The following is an 18,252-nucleotide window of genomic DNA, read 5'->3' on the forward strand; positions in this document are numbered from 1 at the left end:
CCCGGCCGCGGCGGTCCGGGCCGGTCAGCCGCGCCAGGACAGGGATTGGTCGTCGGCGGCGTAGGGCGCTTGCTGGTAGCGCACGACGCCGATCGGGTCGTCGGGTGTGCCGAAGAACAACTGGCACTGCTCGAACACCGCGCCCTTGGCGGCGAACGACTCGGGCGCGTCGGTGCGGTCGGGGCAGCCGGGCACCGACATGTCCGCCATGCCGAGCAGCATCCCGGGGATCCCGTCGTCCACCGTGCGCGCGGTGACCCTCGGCCCCAGGACGGTCGCGTAGTTGTTGCCGTCGAGGTTCTCCAGGCGTTCCCGGACGAAGAAGAACGTCTGGCCGCGCAGCTTCTCCTTGTCCTCGGGTGCGAGGCTGAGCTTGTCCACGTCGGCGTCGGTGACCGGCGCGGTGTCGACGGTGAAGCTGATCCCGACCACGCCCTTCTCGTACCGGCTGTAGAACGGCACGACGGCCTGTTCGCCGAACTTGAGCGTGGTGCCCGGCGGCGTGGTGCGGTCGGTGGGCTCCAGCGCGGGCGTCTCGGTCAGGTACGGCATCGCGGGCGTCGTCGGCGGCACGAACGAACTGGTCGGCGTCGGGCGCTCGACCGGGCGCGGGATCGCGGTGCAACCCGCGCCGGTCGCGGCGACCAGCAGCACAGCGGACAAGACGCGGATGAGCACGGGCGGATCCCCCCAGATCAGTGGCCTGGTGGAGATGGTAGAACGCCGCCCGCGAGGGTCAGTCGACCAGCCCCGTCGAGAACGCCGACCACAGCAGCATCGAGAAGCCGTAGACCGCGGTGACCACCAGCGCGGTGAGCGACAGGCTCAGCCGCTGGCCGGCCTTGCCGGTGATCTCCCGGCCCACGAGCATCTGCCACAGCACCATCACCAGGATCGGGGCCAGCGACATGTGCGGCAGCAGCAGCACGCCCATCAGGTCCAGCACCCGGTCCACCGGGGCCAGCATGAAGTTGCTGGCGATGGGCAGCAGCACGGCGGCCACGAGCGTGTAGGAGGTCATCAGGGCGCGGCGCGGGTTGGCTTCGCGGGCGGTGGCGGACAACACCCACGACGCCACCGTGACGGCCGTGCACAGCGCGACCAGCACCCAGAACAGGAACACCGTGATCGACCGCTCGCCGATCCCGTTCCACCACGGCTGGTCGTCGCGGACCGCCGCGGCCTCTTGATCGGTCACGGTGAAACCGCCCACGCTCGCCGCGGGTGTCGTGGGCCGCCCCACCCGGAAATCGCGGGCGCACGAGACCGACTTGCCGTCGAAGGTGGCGGTGCAGCCGGAGTTCAGGTTCTGGAGGTCGGTCTTCATCGACACGGTGAGCGTCCGGTCGCCGACCGGGATGACGCACTTGGTGGTCTCGCCGTCCTTGGCGCAGTCGGGCTTGGCCACGGTGAACTGCGGCGCGGTGACCCGGTAGATGCCGTCCCCGCCGGGACTGACCGGGATCAGCAGCGCCGCCACGAGTAAGAGGAAGAGGGGGACGAACAAGGGCAACGAGCGCAGCAGACCGGGCGTGCTGCGGGTGATGGTGGTCAACTTCCACCTCCTGTCACCCGCAGCATCGGCAGCGCGCGGTGTCCCGTTAGCTACGGTGCGAGACCGAGTCCGAAGAAGTGCATGTCCCCGTTGTGCGGCAGGGCAACGGTTTGCACGGTCCGGGCCGGGTCGAGTGCGACCGAGTGGGCGAACACCGCGTAACGGTGGTCGGCGTCGCCGTAGCCGTCCGGCCGGTTGCGGCCCACGCTCACCGCGACCGCCGTCGCACCCGCCGAGGCCGGCCCCGACCAGTTCGGGAAGCTGACGGTCCCGCGCGCGACCGTGCCGTCGGTGTACCCGACGGTCACCTCGCCACTGGCCGCCGACCCGATGCCGGAGCCGAGCACGACCAGCCTGCTCCCCTTGCCGGACAAGCGGATCACCTGTCCGGCCCCGCGCGCGTTGTTCGCCGCGCCGACCGCTCGCGGCCAGGTGATGCTCGCGCCGAGCGCGGTGACCACGCCGCCGGGGGCGAGGCCGGCGGCGGCGAGCTTCTGCGCGGAGAAGCTGTTGCCGTCCCCGTCGAAGTCGCCGGGCGCGGTGTCGCCCTCGTCGGTGATCCCGACGTTGTCGAACGCGGCGGCCAGGTCGGCGAGCGGCGGCGCGCCGCTGCCGCCGGTGGGCATGTCGGTCTCCGCCGAATCGAGACCGGGCCGTTTCCGCGACCAGTCGCCGCGGGTGAAGTCCGGCACCGGCACGGGCAGGCCGCCGGCGGCGAGCGACAGCGCGCTCAACGGGATCGGCGCGCACCACGCGGCCGAGTCGTAGACGTCGATGTCGGGCACCAGCCCGGAGCGCATGAGCTGGACGGTCCGCCACTGCATGATCCAGTCCATGCCGCCGTGGCCGCCGACCGGCGCGGGGAACTTCCGCCACAGCCAGTGCCCGTGCTCGTCGCGCAACGGCCCGAAATCACGCCAGGAGTGGTTGGTGTGGCCCGGTTCGAAGTAGACGCGCGCGCCGGACGGCGTGCCCGCGTAGTCCTCGAAGATGCCCCTGGTGCCCGCGATGCTGTTGATCCGGCTGTACGGGCGGGGCGTGCTGACGTCGTGCTCGGTGCGGATCCGATACCCCTTCGACGTCGTGATGTGGCAGGTCACCAGGTCGCCGTTGACGTAGGTCTCCTGCCACGAGCGGTGGTCGCGCGGCACGAACCGCTCGCGGTAGTCGGCCAGGCCGCGCGCGGGCGTGGCGGTGGCGGCGACGGTGGTGAACCGGTCGCCCCGGTTGACGTCCATCGCGGCGGCGACCGGCGCGAGGCCGTGCATGTGGTAGAAGCTGGCCTTGCTGCGGGTGTGCCAGAGCCTGCGCCAGTCGTCGGTGTAGTAGCCGTCGTCGAACAGCAGTTCCCGCAAGTCGTGCAGGTAGCCGCCGTGGCCGTTGGTGACCTCGCCGAAGATCCCCTTGTGGGACATCCGCAGCACGGCCAGCTCGTTGTTGCCGTAGCAGCAGTTCTCGGCCAGCATCAGGTGCTTGCGGGTCTTCTCGGAGGTGTCGACCAGGCTCCACAGCTCGTGCAGCTCGGTCGCGATCGGCAGCTCCACCGCGACGTGCTTGCCCGCCAGCATCGCGTCACGGCCCTGGGCGTAGTGGAACTCCCACGGCGTGGCGACGTAGACGAAGTCGATGTCGTCGCGGGCCAACAACTTCTGGTAGGAGTCGGCGGAACCGCCGAACACCGCGGGCTTCGGCTTGCCCTCGCCGGCCAGCCGGTCGGCGGTGCGTTGCGCGCGGTCGGTGCGGATGTCGCAGACCGCGGTGACCACGCAGCCGGGCACGGCGGCCCAGCCCGAAGCCATGGAACCGCCCCGGTTGCCCAGGCCGACCAGGCCGACGCGGACGGTCTTGAGGGACGGGAAGGGCACGTCGATCATGGACGCCTGGCCTCGGGGACGCGGGCGCGCGACCGGCGCGGCCAGGGCGTCGGGCGTGCCGCCGACCCCCAACGCGACTCCGGTGGCGATCGCGCCGCCGAACAGGGAACGGCGGGAGACGTCGACCATGAAAGCTCCTTTGGGGTCGTTACTTCACGGCACCGAGGGTCATTCCTTCGACGATGCGGCGGCCGAGCCACACGTACAGGGCGAGCATCGGCAGCACGAGGATGCAGACACCGGCGAACAACGCGCCGTAGTCCGCGCCCGAGTACTGCTGGGTCTGCATGAAACCGAGCAACGCCAACGGGAGCGTCTGCAAGTCGGTGTCCTGGATGAACACCAGGGCGATGAACGTCTCGTTCCACAGCCCGATCGCGTTGAGCAAGAACGCGGTGATCAGTCCGCCGCGCGCGAGCGGCAGGCTGATCTGGAGGAACGTGCGCAGCGGCCCCGCGCCGTCGATCGCGGCGGCTTCCTCGACCTCTTCGGGCAGGGAGCCGAAGAACGCGGTCAGCAGGAACACGGTGAACGGCACGGACAGCGCCACGTAGAGCACGAACAGCCCGGCGAGGCTGTTGACCAGGCCGACGTTCTCCAGCATCACGAACAGCGGGATGACGATGACCTGGATCGGGATGCCGATGCCCAGCGCGAAGAACAGCGACACCGCCCCGGAGATCCGGGTGCCCGAGCGGGCCAGGGCGTAGGCGGCGGGCGCCGACACCGCGACCAGCACCACCGAGGACGCGGCCACCAGCAGCACGGTGTTCAGCGCGGCCGTGCCGAAACCGCTGTCGGACCAGGCTTTCCCGAAGTTGCCGAACCGGCCGAAGGTGGACAGGCCCCACGGCTGCGCGAAGATCGAGGTGTGCTCGCGCAGCGCGGCGACGGCCATCCAGCCGAGCACGCCGACGTTGAACACCGCCAGCAGCCACACCAGCCCGGTGCCCACCGTCCGGAGTGGACCGTGACCGGTCCTAGAACTGGATCGAAGCACGGCGCATCACCCTTCGCAGCAGCACGACCAGGACACCGACCACGAGCAGCATCACCACCGCCGACGCGGAGGCGTAGCCGAACTGGTACTGCGGGTTGCGCCCGCCGAACGTGCTGCCGTAGATGAACAGCGCGCTGTTCCAGACCTCCACGGTCGGCATGTCGTTGGTGGTGCCGCCGAACGCGTAGATGAACTCGAAGATCTTCAACGACGAGATGGTCCAGATGACCGCGGCCGTCGCCACCACGTCCCACGTCAGCGGGAGCGTGATGAAGCGGAAGCGCTGCCACGCGGTCGCCCCGGCGAGCGCGGAGTCCTCGTAGAGGTCCGCCGGGATGCGGTCCACGCCCGCCATGACGATCGTGGTGAAGAACCCGGTGTTGACCCAGATCAGGCCGATCGAGATGACGGTGAACAGGTTGTCGCCCAACCAGTTCGGGTTCGCGCCGGTCAGCGCGTGCCACGCGGTGGTGAGCAGGCCCTCCGGCGAGCGGAACAGGAAGCCCCACAGCACCGACAGCACGACCGGCGACACGATGTAGGGGAAGAACAGCACGGCCCGCACGAACTTCCGGCCGCGCATCTCCCGCAGCACCATGGTGAGCGCGAAGCTGACCGCGAACGTCGCCGCGCCGACCACCACCAGGATCAGCATGGTGTTGCCGAACGACGACAGGAACGTGCTGTCGTCCAAAAGGATCTCGTAGTTCTGGAGCCCGCGCGGTTCGAGTTCGCCGACCCCGTCCCACTTGTGGAAGCTGATCCACACCGACGCGAGCACCGGACCCACGAAGAACAGCACGTACAGCAGCAGCGCCGGCGCGATGAACGGCCAGAACAGGGCGCGGCGCCGGCGGGCCAGCGGGGTGGGCGACGCGGCGGACGCGCCCGCCCGCCGCCCCACCCCGCGTCCGGCGACCGCGGACGCGACCGCCATCAGCCGTTCTTCTTCCAGTAGTTGGCCTGCTTCTCGGCGAGCTGCGACAGGAACCCGTCGACGTCCGTCCTGCCCTTGATCAGCTGGTCGTTGACCGGGTAGAACGCCTCCTCGGCGTAACCCGGGATCTCGTCGATGCCGTCGATCGGGCGCGACACCGGCAGCGTCTCCAGCGCCTTGCCCAGGCCCTTCAGGTCGTCGGGCACCGGCAGCGCCGGGTTGGGCGTCAGGTTCTTCGCGGTCGTGGAGATCTTGGTCAGGTTGGCGTCCTTGAGGAAGTACGCGATGAACTTCTCCGCAGCCTCGGCCTTCTTGGCGGGCTTGGGGATCGCGAACCCGAGGTTGCTCACCGGCACCGCCGCCTTCGCACCCGGCAGCGGCGCGAACTGGAAGGAGAACCCGGCGGCGGCCTTCGCCCCGGTCTCGCTCGGCGCCCAGGAGCCCATCAGCAGGAAGTCGGCCTGCCCCTGCGCCCACTTCTCCTGCACCGCGGGCCACTTGGAGCCGTCGTAGCCGGCGATGAAGCAGCCCTGGTCGACCAGGGCCTTGACCTTGGCCAGCACCTCGCGCACCTCGGGCTTGTCCCACGCCTTGCCGGACTTGTCGCGCGCCAACTCGTCCACCTCGCCCGCGCCGAGCGCGCCCTGGAGCGCGCCGACCGTCCAGTAGGCGCTGTAGTAGGCGATGTCGGCGTCCAACGCGATCGGCGCGCGCCCCTCGGACTTGGCCTTGGCGAACAGCGCGGTCAGCTCGTCCCAGGTCTTCGGCGGGGCGGCGGCGGTCGCGGCCTGCCGCGAACCGTCGAACCACAGGCCGTTGCCGATCACCTCGTAGGGGACGAGGAACGCCTTGCCGTCCTTCTTCAGCGTGGTCGTGTACTTCGGGGAGACGACGTCGGAGACCTTGCCCTGGCCCGGCACCTGCGCGTCGTAGACGGCGGTCAGGTCGCGGAACTGGTCGGAGGAGACGAGGTTGGCGCGGACGGCCGCCTCCTCCTGGTCCACCAGGTCCGGCACGTCGCCGCCGCGCAGGGCGGGCACCACCTTCTTCATGACGTCGCGGCCCTGCCACTGCACCGTGACGTCGATGCCGGTGTCGCGCTCGAAGTCGGCGACCGCCTGCGCCAGGACCTGCGCCTGCGGCTCGTTCTCCTTCCACATCGACCAGTAGGTGAAGGACTTGCCGTCGTCCTTCGCGGCGGTCGACCCGCCGCAGGCGGTGAGGGCCAGCGCGGCGGCCGCGAGGGCGGCGGCGGCGCGGAGTGGTGCAGCGGTCACGGGCGCTCCCTGAGGGCTGTGTGGTGCACTGCACACCGAGGCGACCGGTGAGCAATTGTGCACATACTTCCCCCCGAACACACACCGGTCAACAGCCAGTTGTCACCATCTGAGCACGGTTCTAGCCAGAACTGGGTGGATGAAGTGCAAAATCATGCAGTATGTTCATGGCTTGAGTGCAGAAATGCGCACCACCTGGAGGAGAGCCCGTGAGCACCCACGTCGCTGTCGAGATCGCCACCCAACCGGACTGCTGGCGCCGGGCGGCCGACCTGGCCGAAGAGGTCGCGCCCCGCCTGCCCCGACCGGGCGAGCGGGTGGCCGTCGTCGGCTGTGGCACGTCGTGGTTCATCGCCCAGTCCTACGCGTGGCTGCGCGAAGGACACGGCCAAGGCGTGACCGACGCGTTCGCCGCCTCCGAGTTCCCCGGCGTGCGCGACTACGACCGGGTCGTCGCCATCACCCGCTCCGGCACCACGTCCGAGGTGCTCGACCTGCTCGACTCGGTGGCCGTCCCGACCGCGGCGATCACCGCCGACAGCGGCACCCCCGTCGCGGACATCGCCGACGAGCTGGTGGTCCTCGACTTCGCCGACGAGGCGTCCGTGGTCCAGACCCGGTTCGCCACCAGCACCCTGGCCCTGCTCCGCGCGTCGCTGGGCGAGGACCTGTCCGCCGCGATCGCCGACGCCGCCACGGCGTCGACGACCCCGCTGCGCCCGGAGTGGACCGGGGCCGACCAGTTCACGTTCCTGGGCCGCGGCTGGACGTGCGGCCTGGCCCACGAAGCGGCGCTGAAGATGCGCGAGGCCGCCGGGGCCTGGGCCGAGTCGTACCCGGCCATGGACTACCGCCACGGCCCGATCAGCATCACCGCCCCCGGCCGGGTGGCCTGGATGTTCGGCACCGCCCCCGCCGGGCTGCCCGAGGACGTCGCGGCGACCGGCGGGACGTTCGTGACCAACGACCTGGACCCCATGGCCACCCTGGTGATCGCCCAACGGCTGGCCGTGCACGTCGCCGAAGCCACCGGCCTCGACCCCGACCGACCCCGCCACCTGACCCGCTCGGTGATCCTCTCCTGACCTCACCCGGCCGGCTCCCGTCCGGTCGCCCGGAGGCGGACCTCTCACCCCGCCGCCGGCACCAGGTCGCACCCGTTGGCAGCGCCCTCGACACTCTCCAGGTAGACGAGGGCGGCCGCGGCAGCCGGCGTGCCCTCCCCCGCGAGCCCAAGCGCGACAAGGGTTTCACTGATCCAGCCCGGACTGACCGTGTTGGCCCGTATCCCACGGGGCAGCTCAGGGGCGGCCGCGCGGACGAACGCCTTGAGCCCGTCGTTGACCAACGCACCCACCGCGCCACCAGGCAGATGCCCGACGAACGTCCCGGCGGTGAGCGTCACCGACCCACCGTCGACCAAGTACGGCACCGCGCGCAGCAACAACGTGGTCTGCCCGAGCAACTTGGCCCGCAGGCCATCCACGACGAGCCCGTCGGTGAGATCCGCCAACGGCGTCAACGGCGCATGGGCAGCCACGCAGACAACCGCATCAACCAGACCCACAACCGCGAACATCCGATCGATCGAGCCCGGATCACCCAAGTCGACCGGAACACCACCGGTCCGAGACGCCCCCACCACCTCGTACCGCTCCCGCAAAGCCCCCACGACCGCCCGCCCCAACGTCCCGGACGCACCCACCACCAAAACCTTCGCCACCGCTCCCCCAAGATCGAGCCCAGCCCACTCCCCCATGATCTCGCCCAGCCAATTCCTTCACGATCCCGCCCACACCAAGCCAAACCGCCACCTCTCCACCCAACCCACCCGCCCGCCCCTCCGCCCAACCTTCCCTACCCATCCAGCCCAATACGCCGAGCCCAGCCCAACCAGCCAGCCCACCCGCACAGCCAGCCAGCCCAACCCAGACGCCCCAGCGCCGCCGTCCCTACGCTGCCGCCCCGCGTCTATGCCCCCGCGTCTCCAAGCGCGCGTCCCCGGCGCGCGGGCTCGCTCCGCACACCGGCCCCGCCACTCCGCATGCCAGACCGCCGTCGTCGTGCGACCTTCGGGACGTATGCCGACACGTGCGCCAGCGGCGTACGTAGGTCCCAGCCCGCGAACCGGACTGGCCACGCCAGGCACGCCGAGCCGCCAGGCGCGCAGGATGCGACGCGGCCTGGTCATCCAACTGAGTCAAGGTCTGGCGCACGAGGCAAAGCCCAACGCGCCAGGCAAGCCCGACGCGCAAGGCCAGCCCAACGCGCCAGGCAAAGTGCCGGAGCAACCGAGCAACCCCACGGCCTCAGCAGGCCGGTCGGGCGCGAGTGTCGGGCAGACGCGCTTGGCGCTTGGCGCTTGGCGCTTGACGCTTGGCGGCACGCGCCAGCCGGGCCGGTGCGGGCAGTGCCAGGCGGGCGTGCGGGCAGGCGTGAGCGCCTTGGGCGGCAGGCGACGGCCGACGGCGAGTGGCGGTGCCTGGCGGGTAGCCAGGTGTCGGGTCGACGGCTGGTCGAGCGGCGGCTGGTCGAGTGGCGGCTGGTCGGGCGTTGTGGGTCGAGCGTGGTGAGGGTAGGGCGGGGCGGGGCGAAGTGGCAGGGTCGTGGGGCAGGCGTCGTGGGGGCAGCCGGGACGTGGCGCGATCACGGTGTGGCGAGGTCAGAACGTGGCGAGGTCAGAACGTGGCGGGGTCAGGTCGGGGTGTGGGTCAGGTCCGGGGTGTGGCGGGTGGGCGCGGTTGGGCTGGGGCTGCGTGTTGGGGAGTTGCGCGGGTCGGTGTTGGGGAGTTGTGCGGGTCGGGGGCGCGGGGCGGGGTGGGTTGGGGGGCGCGGGGGTGGGGCCGGTTGTGTGGGTCCGCCTGAGTCGCCTCCGTGCCTATTTAGGCTCATGCTTTGAGGCCCGTCCCAGGTTGTCACGATTCAGGTGGTTCACCTGATCGAGTGGGGGCGGCGTGCGTGTGGCGTGCGTGGGCGTGCGGGGTTCGGGTGGGCGCGTGGGTGCGGCGAAACGTTTGAAGACGGGGTGGGGGCTGCGGTTTTGGGCGGGCTGGGGCGAGGTTCGTCCTTCTGACCTGGGCTGGATGGGTGACGTCGGGTTCCGTGGTGGTGCTCAGTTATGTACTGTCATGGCGACTTTCACGCATTTTCGTGCATCTTCACCCCTGTCGGAGAGGCCGTCATGCTCATCGTCCCCCCACGCCGACCCCTCGCGGTCGTTGTCGTCGCGACCCTGCTCGCGCTCGGGCAGCACCTGCCCGCCCGCGCCGCCGAGACCACCCTCGGCGCGCTCACCGGGATCACCCAGAACGGGGCCTCGGTCACCCTGACCGCCGGGTCCGACAAGGTCCGGGTCGATTTTCTGCAACCCGACGTGTTCCGGCTCCAGCTCGGGCCCGGCGGAGTGTTCGCCGACCCCGTCGGCGGTGCGATTCTGACCAACACGAACTTCGGGCCGGTGCCCGTCACCGTCAGCGACGCGGGCACCTACCAGAAGGTGGAGACCGGCTCGGTGGTGCTCCGGGCCAACAAGAACCCGCTCCGGTTCTCCTTGTACCGCAAGGACAACAGCACCCTGATCTGGCAGGAGTCGGCCGGGCTGAGCTGGGGTGACGGGAAGGCACGGCAGCGGCTCACGCGGGGTGGTGACGAGCAGTTCTACGGCACCGGGCTGCGGTTGGGGCAGTGGGCGTTGCGCGATCTCACCGTTCCGGTCGCGATCGACAACAAGTGGAACGAGGGCAACAACGCCAGCCCGGCCCCGTTCTACATGTCCACCAACGGATATGGGGTCGTGCGCAACACGTGGACTCCCGGCAGCTACGCCTTCGGGCCCACCGTGCAGACCACGCACAACGAGAACCGGTTCGACGCGGTGTACTTCGCGGGCGGCCTCAAGGACGTGCTCGACCGCTACACCAACGTCACCGGAAAGCCCTTCCTGGCACCGATCTACGGCTTCGAGATGGGCCACGCGGACTGCTGGAACGCCACCAACCCCGATTACCAGGGCGACCACAACCGCGTCGACCACCAGAACACGCCCGACGTGCTGAAGTACGCCGAGCAGGCCCGCGCGGCGGACATGCCGTCCGGCTGGTTCCTGCCCAACGACGGCTACGGCTGCGCGTACAAGAATCTCACCAGCACCGTGCAGTCGTTGCACGACAAGGGTTTCTACACGGGGCTGTGGACATCCACCGGGCTCAACAACGTCGGCAGCGAAGTCGGCGTCTCCGGCAGCCGGATGATCAAGACGGACGTGGCGTGGATCGGCTCGGGCTACAAGTACGCGTTCGAGGGCGTCAACCAGGCCGTCGCGGGCATCGAGGACAACAGCGACGCGCGGCGGTTCGTCTGGACGGTCGACGGCTGGGCCGGCACCCAGCGCAACGCGGTGGTGTGGACCGGTGACACCGAAGGCGACTGGAACAACATGCGGTTCCACGTGCCGGCGATCGCGGGGGCCGGGCTGTCGGCGTTGAACTACGCGGCGGGCGACGTGGACGGCATCTTCGCGGGCAGTCCCGACACCTACACCCGCGACCTCCAGTGGAAGGCGTTCACGCCGGTCATGATGTCGATGTCGGGCTGGGGCGCGACCAACCCGTCGGCCGGGTTCCACGACAAGCAGCCGTGGCGGTTCGACGCGGCGCACAACGCGATCAACCGCGACTACCTCAAGTTGAAGATGCGGCTGATGCCCTACTTCTACTCGATGTCACGGGTCGCGCACGAGACCGGCGTGCCGACCACCCGCGCGATGGTGCTGGAGTACCCGGACGACCCGGTGGCGCGCGGGAACCGGACCAGTCAGCAGTTCATGGCGGGTGACTCGTTCCTGGTGGCCCCGGTGACGTCGGCGGCGTCCACCCGTGACGGGATCTACCTGCCCGCCGGTACGTGGACCGACTACTGGACCGGCACGGTCTACCAGGGGCCGGGCACGTTCGACGGGTACCGCGCGCCGCTGGACCGGTTGCCGCTGTTCGTGAAGGGCGGGGCGATCGTGCCGCTGTGGCCGCAGATGAACCACAGCCGGGAGAAGCCGAGGACGCCGATCACGTTCGACATCCACCCGCGCGGCACGTCGTCGTTCGAGCTGTACGAGGACGACGGGGTGACGAGGCAGTTCCAGAACGGCGCGTTCGCCAAGCAGCGGGTCACGGTCACGGCACCCGCGTCGGGTACCGGTGACGTGACGGTGGACGTCGGCGCGTCCAACGGCAGCTACGCCGGCAAGCCGTCGTCGCGCGGTTACGAGCTGGCGGTGCACGTGGCGGGTGCGCCGACGTCGGTGTCGCTCGGTTCCGCGACGTTGACCCGGCACGCCACCAAGGCCGCGTACGACGCGGCGGCGACCGGCTGGTTCTTCGACGCGGGGGTGCTGAACGTGCGCACCGGCGGCCAGGCGGGCGGGTTCACGGTCAAGGCGTCGGGGGCGGTTCTGCCGACGCCGCAGCCGATCCCGTCGTCGGCCGACGAGCCGATCGCGAAGACCGGCTGGAAGGTGAAGTACGCGGACAGCCAGGAGACGGCCGGGGAGAACGGTGCGGCGGTCAACGCGATCGACGGCGACCCCGGCACGATGTGGCACACCGCGTGGTCGGGTTCGACCGTGCCGCACGAGATCCAGCTCGACCTGGGTGCGTCCCAGCCGATCAGCGGGTTGACCTACCTGCCCCGGCAGGACGTGGGCGTGAACGGCGGCATCAAGAGCTACGAGGTGTACGTGAGCGCGGACGGCACGAGTTGGGGCGCGGCGGTGGTGTCCGGGGTGTTCGACTCGTCCAAGGCGGAGAAGGCCGCTCGGTTCCCGGTCAAGCAGGGCCGGTACCTGAGGTTGCGCGCGACCGGTGAGGTGAATGGTGGCGCGTGGACGTCGGCGGCCGAGATCGGTGCGTTGAAGCCGAAGTCGTGAGGGTCGAGCCGGGCGGACGTCGCTCCGCGAACGTGGCGCGGGTGTGTGAGCCGACGTCGGCCCCGGGCGCGTGTTGGGCGCGCCCGGGGCCGAGGTCGGGGTCTTGGCCGGCCGTGCTCGCGGGGAACGGCGAGCGCGGCCGGCGCCGGCGGCTGGTGCCACGGTCCGGTGGCAGTCGGCGGCTGGGCAACTCCGGTGACGGGGTTGCGGTGCTCCGGTGCGGATGTGCCGGAACACCTGGCCTTCGGTAGTCGGGTCCGGGGGTGCGTTGCGGCCCAGCGCACCCCCGCGCTCTTAAGCCGGCCACGGCACACCCCCGCGCGGTTAAGCCGGACATGGCGCGTCCGGCGTCGGGCGGATCGCGGTCCGCCCGGTGTGTCCCGAGCCCGACCAGACCACGTGTTCCTGGCCGGCGGTGCGGCGGAACGTCCTGGTCATGCTGCTCCCCTTCCTGGTTCGCAGCACCGACGTTAGGCCGTTCAGGCGATTGCGGCCACGCGACATCGCACGGACGGGTGAGCCGGGGTCGGACGCGGGCCGCGCCGCGATCAGTGGAGGTGTCCGTTCTCAGTGCATCTGAGCATTAGCGTGTGGTAGCTGAGCACCGGTGAGCAATTCTCAATGCAGTTGAGCACCCTGATGGTCGAGCGCGGTCGTCTGCCGACATAAAAGACGAGGGTTTTTGATCTTTGACTCTGCGTGCCGGCCATAGAAAATGGGTGTAGATGTGGTTCTAGTCGCCGGAGCGGTCTTCCCGGCGGCCGTCGTCCCGGTAGTCGTCCCTGCTGCCGTCGTCGGAACGGCGTTCCCTCTCCTCTCGCTCCTTCCGCGCCTGTTCCGCCTTCCGCCTCTTGGTTGCCTCGTCGTCCTCGAAACGGTGTTTCGTAGTCATGGCACCGAGTGTGTCGTTGCTGGACGTCCGGGGTCGAGCCACCATCCGGACGACATGCCCTCGGGGGTGCGGTGGACAGCGGGCGCGACCGGCGTCCGCCACGGCGGCACCGGAAACCGGTCGCCGAATGGAGCCTGTACATGATTACCGAAATCCGACAATTGTTTCGGTTCTCGGCAAGATCGAACACCATCTCGGGTACTTGAGCACCCCATGGCCAAGTCACAGTCGCATTGGACATCCGGATAGGTGCCGGGTGTTCGTTCCCGGTGATCGCGAGGAGTCAAACGGGATTGCCGGCCTTGCGCGCTGCCCCGTCCGGGTGGTGTCGGTCTGGCCGGTTTCGCGGTGGGGGTGTCGGCGTGCTCTTGGCTGTGCAGGAGCTTGCGGGCAGTCTGCCCAAAGGCGCGGGTGGCGAGGTGGAGATCGACGACGTGCGTGGGGACGGCAGCCGCTTGCGGGTGCGGCTGGTCAGGTCGAGGCCCCGCGAGGAACGGAATCGCGGTGGGGCGGCGGACCGGGATGCCGCACGGCGGGAGGAGTCCGGCGGAGGGGATGCCGAGTTCGTGGTGTTCTACCGGGAGTGGACGACGCCGCTGGTGGGGTTCCTGGTGGTGCAGGACGCGGATGTGGCACTGACCGCCGATCTGGTCCAGGAGACCGTGACCACGCTCTACCGGCGATGGCCGGAGGTCGACCATCCGCGTGCGTGGGCGCTGGCCCTCGACGCGGGCCTGGCCGCCGACCCGTCGCCGGGAACCACGCCCCGGCGCGCCTCCTGACCCGCACCCGCCTCCGCGAAGGCGTGCGGGGGTCCATGCTGCTCCACTTCGCCCGCGACCTTGTCCACCACATCGCCGACGCCCTCCCCCGCGCTCTCATCCTCGCCCGCGCCCTCCCGCACATCAGCACTGCCGAACACGTGTTGTCGTGGAAGACCGCATACGTCCATGCGGTGAGGGCGGGTGAGGGCGGGTGAGGTCGCGAAGGGACTGCGGGAGGAGGAACTGGTCGACGCCGTCGACACCGTCGAACGGGCCGTGTCGGATGTGGTGGGGGCCGACCTGTGGGAGATCGGCCCCCGAGGCGTCGACGCGGACCACCTGGTCACGCCTGTCTGACCGCGACCTGCCGTCACACGACCCTCTGACGACAGGTCGCCCGGCTCGCCATCGGCGGACGCCACGCGGTGGCGTCGACCCACGTCTCCTGCAGGTGCCCACGCGACCCGATGAGGGTGAGCAACCACAGGTCGACACGACGACCTCTGCTCATGATCAGTGAGAACCGACCCGGCCATCCATTTCGGACGCTATTTGTCGAGACCAATTCCGGGGTTGCGGAGCCGGGCCGGAAAAAGTCGTGCGGCAACGCGCGGCCGGCCCGCCGAGGGGCGGACTCCACAAGCCGGGCGGATATCCGCCGAGGCCCTGCGGAGACCTGGGCCGCGTGGCGGATCGGGCAAGTTCTCAACGGCTTTCGCCGGCGGGGTCGACCTCCGGCGAGGGGGCCGGGTCCGACCCTAATCGGGGGCGAACGGCCGTCAACGGGAAGGTGTCCGGCTAGCTGGATAACTCTGAACGCCCAGCGTACCGACGGGTGCCCGCCAGCGGTGCCGTGCGGGTGCCGGCGTGGGCGGTGATCGGCGCGGGCACGGGCTCGCGGCCGTCGGTGTACGGGTGCGCACCACCCCCTCAAGTTCGGCACGCGCCCGGTTGAACGCCGATGCCGAGAACGCGTTACGAGTGCGCCGGCGATTGTCCGGATCGTTCTTGGAATTCCCCGTGACCCGGCCGGAGAGGTACGCTGCCGGGCGGCAGCAATTCCCCGAACGCACCCTGCGCGTTACCGAAGGGGCCGTCATGACCACCACGATCCCCGCCGACTTCAGTACCGCGCTGCGGGCCGCGATCCAGCGCAGCGGGCTGAGCCTCAACGAGATCAGCCAACGGCTGCGCGAGCGGTCGACCCCGGTCAGCATCAGCGCGCTGAGCTACTGGCAGAACGGCGAGAACCGGCCGGAGCGGGCCAGTTCGCTGGCCGCGGTGACCGCCCTGGAGACGATCCTGGGCCAGCCGCCGGAGACCTTGACCGCCCTGCTCGGCCCGCGCAGACCGCGCGGCCGGTGGACCAACCGCACCGGCCCGACCATCTCCTTCGACCAGATGTGGGACCGGCCCGAGTCGGTGGCCCGCGCCCTGGCCAAGGTGGACGCCACCCCGGACGAGCTGGACACCCCGCACCGGCTCTCGCAGTACGTGTCCTACCGGGTCGACGGGCGCGGGCACGAGGAGTCGATGCGGGTGCGCCGGCTGATCCGCGCCGACCACGACGGCACGTCCCGGTTCATCTTCGTCACCCGCTGCTCCAGCCTCACCCAGCCGCCCGCGGTGACCTACACCGAGGGCTGCCGGCCCGCCCGGTTCCGGGCCGACGTGCCGTCCGCGACGTGCGCGTTCGAGTTCGTGCTCGACCGGCCGCTGGACGCCGGGGAGCTGGCGGCCGTCGAGTTCGGCGTCCGGTTCCCGCCGGGGCAGACCGACCGGCACGCCCAGCTGGCCATCTACCGGCCGGCCCGCGACCTGGTGCTCCAGATCGCGTTCGACCCCGAGCACCTGCCGCGCCGCTGCAACGGCTACTTCCAGCCGCGCCACGCGCTGCCGGTGGAGAAGCGCGGCGAGGTGACGTTCAACCGGTCGGCCGGCACGTTCCAGTTCATCACGCTGGACCCGGTGCCCGGCCAGTACGGGATCCAGTGGAGCTGGCGGTAGCCGGCCGCGCGTGCTCCGCGAGCGGCTTGGGGTCCACCACCGGCCCGACGACCGGGATCGTCAGCCGGGCCGTGGTGGAGAACGGGGTGGGCGGCCTCCGGCGGCGCGGGGTCGGTGGCCGGTGCGGCGAGCGGGGACGCCGGCGCCGCAGCCGGCGCCACCCTCGTGCGCGGCAGCGCACCGGCCACCGGGACCGAGCCGCGTCCACGGCCCGGCAGGACCGCTTCCGCCACCGCCGGCGGCTCGACCGGGCGGGCCCGCCGGGCGCGGGCCGGTGCCGGTGCGGTCGTCATGGGGGCGGGCCTCCCTCGGTCGGGGCGAACTGTAGGCAGCCCGCCCCGGACCGGGGAATCCCTTGCTCTGAAGAAACTCTGGACGTTACCGGGGCAGGTACGCCCGGTGCTGCCGGGAGAACTCGAACCCGTTGTACTTGTCCCAGTTGATCGACCAGGTCATCAGGCCGCGCAGGTTTGGGTAGGTCGCCTTGGGCTTGTAGGGCCCGCAGTTCGTGCCCTTCATCAGGCAGTCCAGCGCCTTGTGGACGTCGGCGACCGAGGTGAAACCGTTGCCCGCGTTGACACTCGCGGGCAGCCCGATCGCCACCTGGTCCTGGCGCAGGCCCGGGAAGAACTTCGTCGCGTCGCCCTTCACCGGGAACCCGGCCAGCACCATGTCGGCCATCGCCACGTGGAAGTCGCTGCCGCCCATGAAGTGGTACTGGTTGTCCAGGCCGGTGATCGGGCCGGAGTTGTAGTGCTGGACGTGCAGCAGGGTCAGGTCGTCGCGCAGGGCGTGGATGACCGGCAGGTACGCGCCGGCGCGCGGGTCCTGGCCGGAGCCGCCGCCGTAGAACTGGTAGCCGAGCTGGACGAAGAACGTCTCGGGTGCCATGGTGAGCACGAACTTGGCCCCGTAGCGGGCCTTGAGCGACTTCAGCGCGGAGATCAGGTTGACCACCACCGGCGAGGTGGGGGCGCGGAAGTCGGTGTCGCCGGCGTTGAGCGAGAGCGAGTGGCCCTCGAAGTCGACGTCGAGCCCGTCGAGGCCGTAGCGGTCGATGATCGCGCCGACGCTGCGCACGAACGCGTCGCGCGCGCCGGTCGTGGTCAGCTGGACCTGGCCGTTCTGGCCGCCGATCGAGATCAGCACCTTCTTGCCCTGGGCCTGCTTCTCGCGGATGCCCGCGATGAACTCGGCCTCGGACTCGACGTTCGGGCACTCCGCGACCGGGCACAGCTGGAAGCGCAGGTCGCCGGAGGTGACCGAGGTCGGCTCGGCGAAGGACAGGTTGATGATGTCCCAGTCCGGGGACACGTCCTTCATCCGGGTGTAGCCCGAGCCGTTGGCGAAGCTCGCGTGCAGGTAGCCGACCAGCACCCGCTTGGGCAGGTCGGTGGGCGGGGTGGACGTCGTCGTGGTGGTCGGGGTCGTCGTGGTGGTTGACGTCGTCGTGCTGGTGCTGGTGCTCGTGGTCGTCGTGGTGGTGCCGGTGGTCGTCGTCGTGGTGGTCGTGGTCACCGTGGGAGCCCCGGTGCACGGCGCGCCGTTGAGCTTGCAGTTGGCCGGGACGGCCGTGCCGGAGGCGTTGAAGCCGAAGGTGACCGTGGCGCCGGGCGCGACGTTCCCGTTGTAGTTGCGGTTGGTGAACGTGTAGTGCCCGCTCGCGTTGGTCTGCAACGCGTCCCAGTACGCGCCGACCGACGTGCCGGACGGCAGGTCGAACTCGACCTTCCACGACGCGATGGCCGCGCTGGTGTCGTTCTTGATCGAGAACTGGCCGGTGTAGCCGGAATCCCAGGACTGGGTCTTGGCGAACGTGGCGGTGGCCGAGGCGGCGTAGGCGGGGGCGAGCCCCACCGCCACGGCGCCGGCCACCAGGGCCGCCACCGCCGCCACCCTCGCGAACAGGACTCTGCGCGACATCGTCGTGTGCCTCCTAGCGGTGGCGGCCTCCAGGTGGGGAAAATTGGACTAGACCACAGTCGGGGTGTCAAGGAGTCGCGGGCGAGACCGGAGATCGTCCGGC

At 70.3% G+C, this 18,252-nt stretch carries 13 protein-coding genes and 1 pseudogene; 5 read left to right on the top strand and 9 right to left on the bottom strand.

Annotation, left to right across the window (positions count from 1 at the left end):
* Positions 1-24: 24 nt before the first annotated feature.
* The 6 genes and pseudogenes from AC0HI0_RS20820 to AC0HI0_RS20845 form a co-directional block, all read right to left on the bottom strand.
* On the bottom strand, positions 25-678 hold the full coding sequence (locus tag AC0HI0_RS20820) for a hypothetical protein (protein WP_480934045.1): 654 nt from the start codon (positions 676-678) through the stop codon (positions 25-27).
* Positions 679-736: 58 nt separating this feature from the next.
* On the bottom strand, positions 737-1,555 hold the full coding sequence (locus AC0HI0_RS20825; RefSeq protein ID WP_480934046.1) for a hypothetical protein: 819 nt from the start codon (positions 1,553-1,555) through the stop codon (positions 737-739).
* 638 nt (positions 1,556-2,193) lie between these two features.
* Positions 2,194-3,558, bottom strand: a pseudogene (locus AC0HI0_RS20830) (Gfo/Idh/MocA family protein); the annotation flags it as partial.
* A gap of 19 nt (positions 3,559-3,577) precedes the next feature.
* Positions 3,578-4,384 (bottom strand): carbohydrate ABC transporter permease, encoded by an 807-nt coding sequence (locus AC0HI0_RS20835; RefSeq protein ID WP_480934047.1) that lies wholly within the window; start codon positions 4,382-4,384, stop codon positions 3,578-3,580.
* Positions 4,385-4,409: 25 nt separating this feature from the next.
* Complete coding sequence (locus AC0HI0_RS20840) at positions 4,410-5,366, bottom strand: carbohydrate ABC transporter permease (protein ID WP_480934048.1); 957 nt, start codon at positions 5,364-5,366, stop codon at positions 4,410-4,412.
* Positions 5,366-6,643, bottom strand: coding sequence for an ABC transporter substrate-binding protein (locus AC0HI0_RS20845; RefSeq protein ID WP_480934049.1), 1,278 nt, complete (start codon positions 6,641-6,643; stop codon positions 5,366-5,368). Before AC0HI0_RS20845 ends, AC0HI0_RS20840 begins: the two co-directional genes overlap by 1 nt.
* Before the next feature lie 209 nt (positions 6,644-6,852).
* Here AC0HI0_RS20845 and AC0HI0_RS20850 point away from each other — a divergent pair, with 209 nt between their 5' ends.
* Complete coding sequence (locus tag AC0HI0_RS20850) at positions 6,853-7,728, top strand: SIS domain-containing protein (RefSeq protein WP_480934050.1); 876 nt, start codon at positions 6,853-6,855, stop codon at positions 7,726-7,728.
* Positions 7,729-7,772: 44 nt separating this feature from the next.
* On the opposite strand, the gene AC0HI0_RS20855 is transcribed toward AC0HI0_RS20850, so the two are convergent.
* Positions 7,773-8,366 carry a short chain dehydrogenase gene (locus AC0HI0_RS20855; RefSeq protein ID WP_480934051.1) on the bottom strand — a complete coding sequence of 198 codons (594 nt, stop codon included), beginning with the start codon at positions 8,364-8,366 and terminating at the stop codon, positions 7,773-7,775.
* Between the two features lie 1,458 nt (positions 8,367-9,824).
* Here AC0HI0_RS20855 and AC0HI0_RS20860 point away from each other — a divergent pair.
* Positions 9,825-12,563 (top strand): discoidin domain-containing protein, encoded by a 2,739-nt coding sequence (locus AC0HI0_RS20860; protein ID WP_480934052.1) that lies wholly within the window; start codon positions 9,825-9,827, stop codon positions 12,561-12,563.
* Between the two features lie 733 nt (positions 12,564-13,296).
* On the opposite strand, the gene AC0HI0_RS20865 is transcribed toward AC0HI0_RS20860, so the two are convergent.
* On the bottom strand, positions 13,297-13,455 hold the full coding sequence (locus tag AC0HI0_RS20865; RefSeq protein ID WP_480934053.1) for a hypothetical protein: 159 nt from the start codon (positions 13,453-13,455) through the stop codon (positions 13,297-13,299).
* A 362-nt stretch (positions 13,456-13,817) separates the two neighbouring features.
* Here AC0HI0_RS20865 and AC0HI0_RS20870 point away from each other — a divergent pair, with 362 nt between their 5' ends.
* From AC0HI0_RS20870 to AC0HI0_RS20880, 3 genes are all read left to right on the top strand, one after another.
* A complete protein-coding gene (locus AC0HI0_RS20870; protein ID WP_480934054.1) occupies positions 13,818-14,237 on the top strand; it encodes a hypothetical protein in 420 nt (139 codons plus the stop codon).
* Between the two features lie 183 nt (positions 14,238-14,420).
* Positions 14,421-14,576, top strand: a complete 156-nt coding sequence (locus AC0HI0_RS20875; protein ID WP_480934055.1) for a hypothetical protein — start codon at positions 14,421-14,423, stop codon at positions 14,574-14,576.
* Positions 14,577-15,317: 741 nt separating this feature from the next.
* A complete protein-coding gene (locus AC0HI0_RS20880; protein ID WP_480934056.1) occupies positions 15,318-16,226 on the top strand; it encodes a helix-turn-helix domain-containing protein in 909 nt (302 codons plus the stop codon).
* 378 nt (positions 16,227-16,604) lie between these two features.
* Here the strand turns inward: AC0HI0_RS20880 and AC0HI0_RS20885 are convergent, their stop codons facing one another.
* The gene (locus AC0HI0_RS20885; RefSeq protein WP_480934057.1) at positions 16,605-18,149 is read right to left on the bottom strand and encodes a chitinase; all 1,545 of its coding nucleotides are present in this window, start codon (positions 18,147-18,149) and stop codon (positions 16,605-16,607) included.
* Between the last annotated feature and the right edge of the window lie 103 nt (positions 18,150-18,252).

Source organism: Saccharothrix sp. NBAS 001, assembly GCF_056640475.1.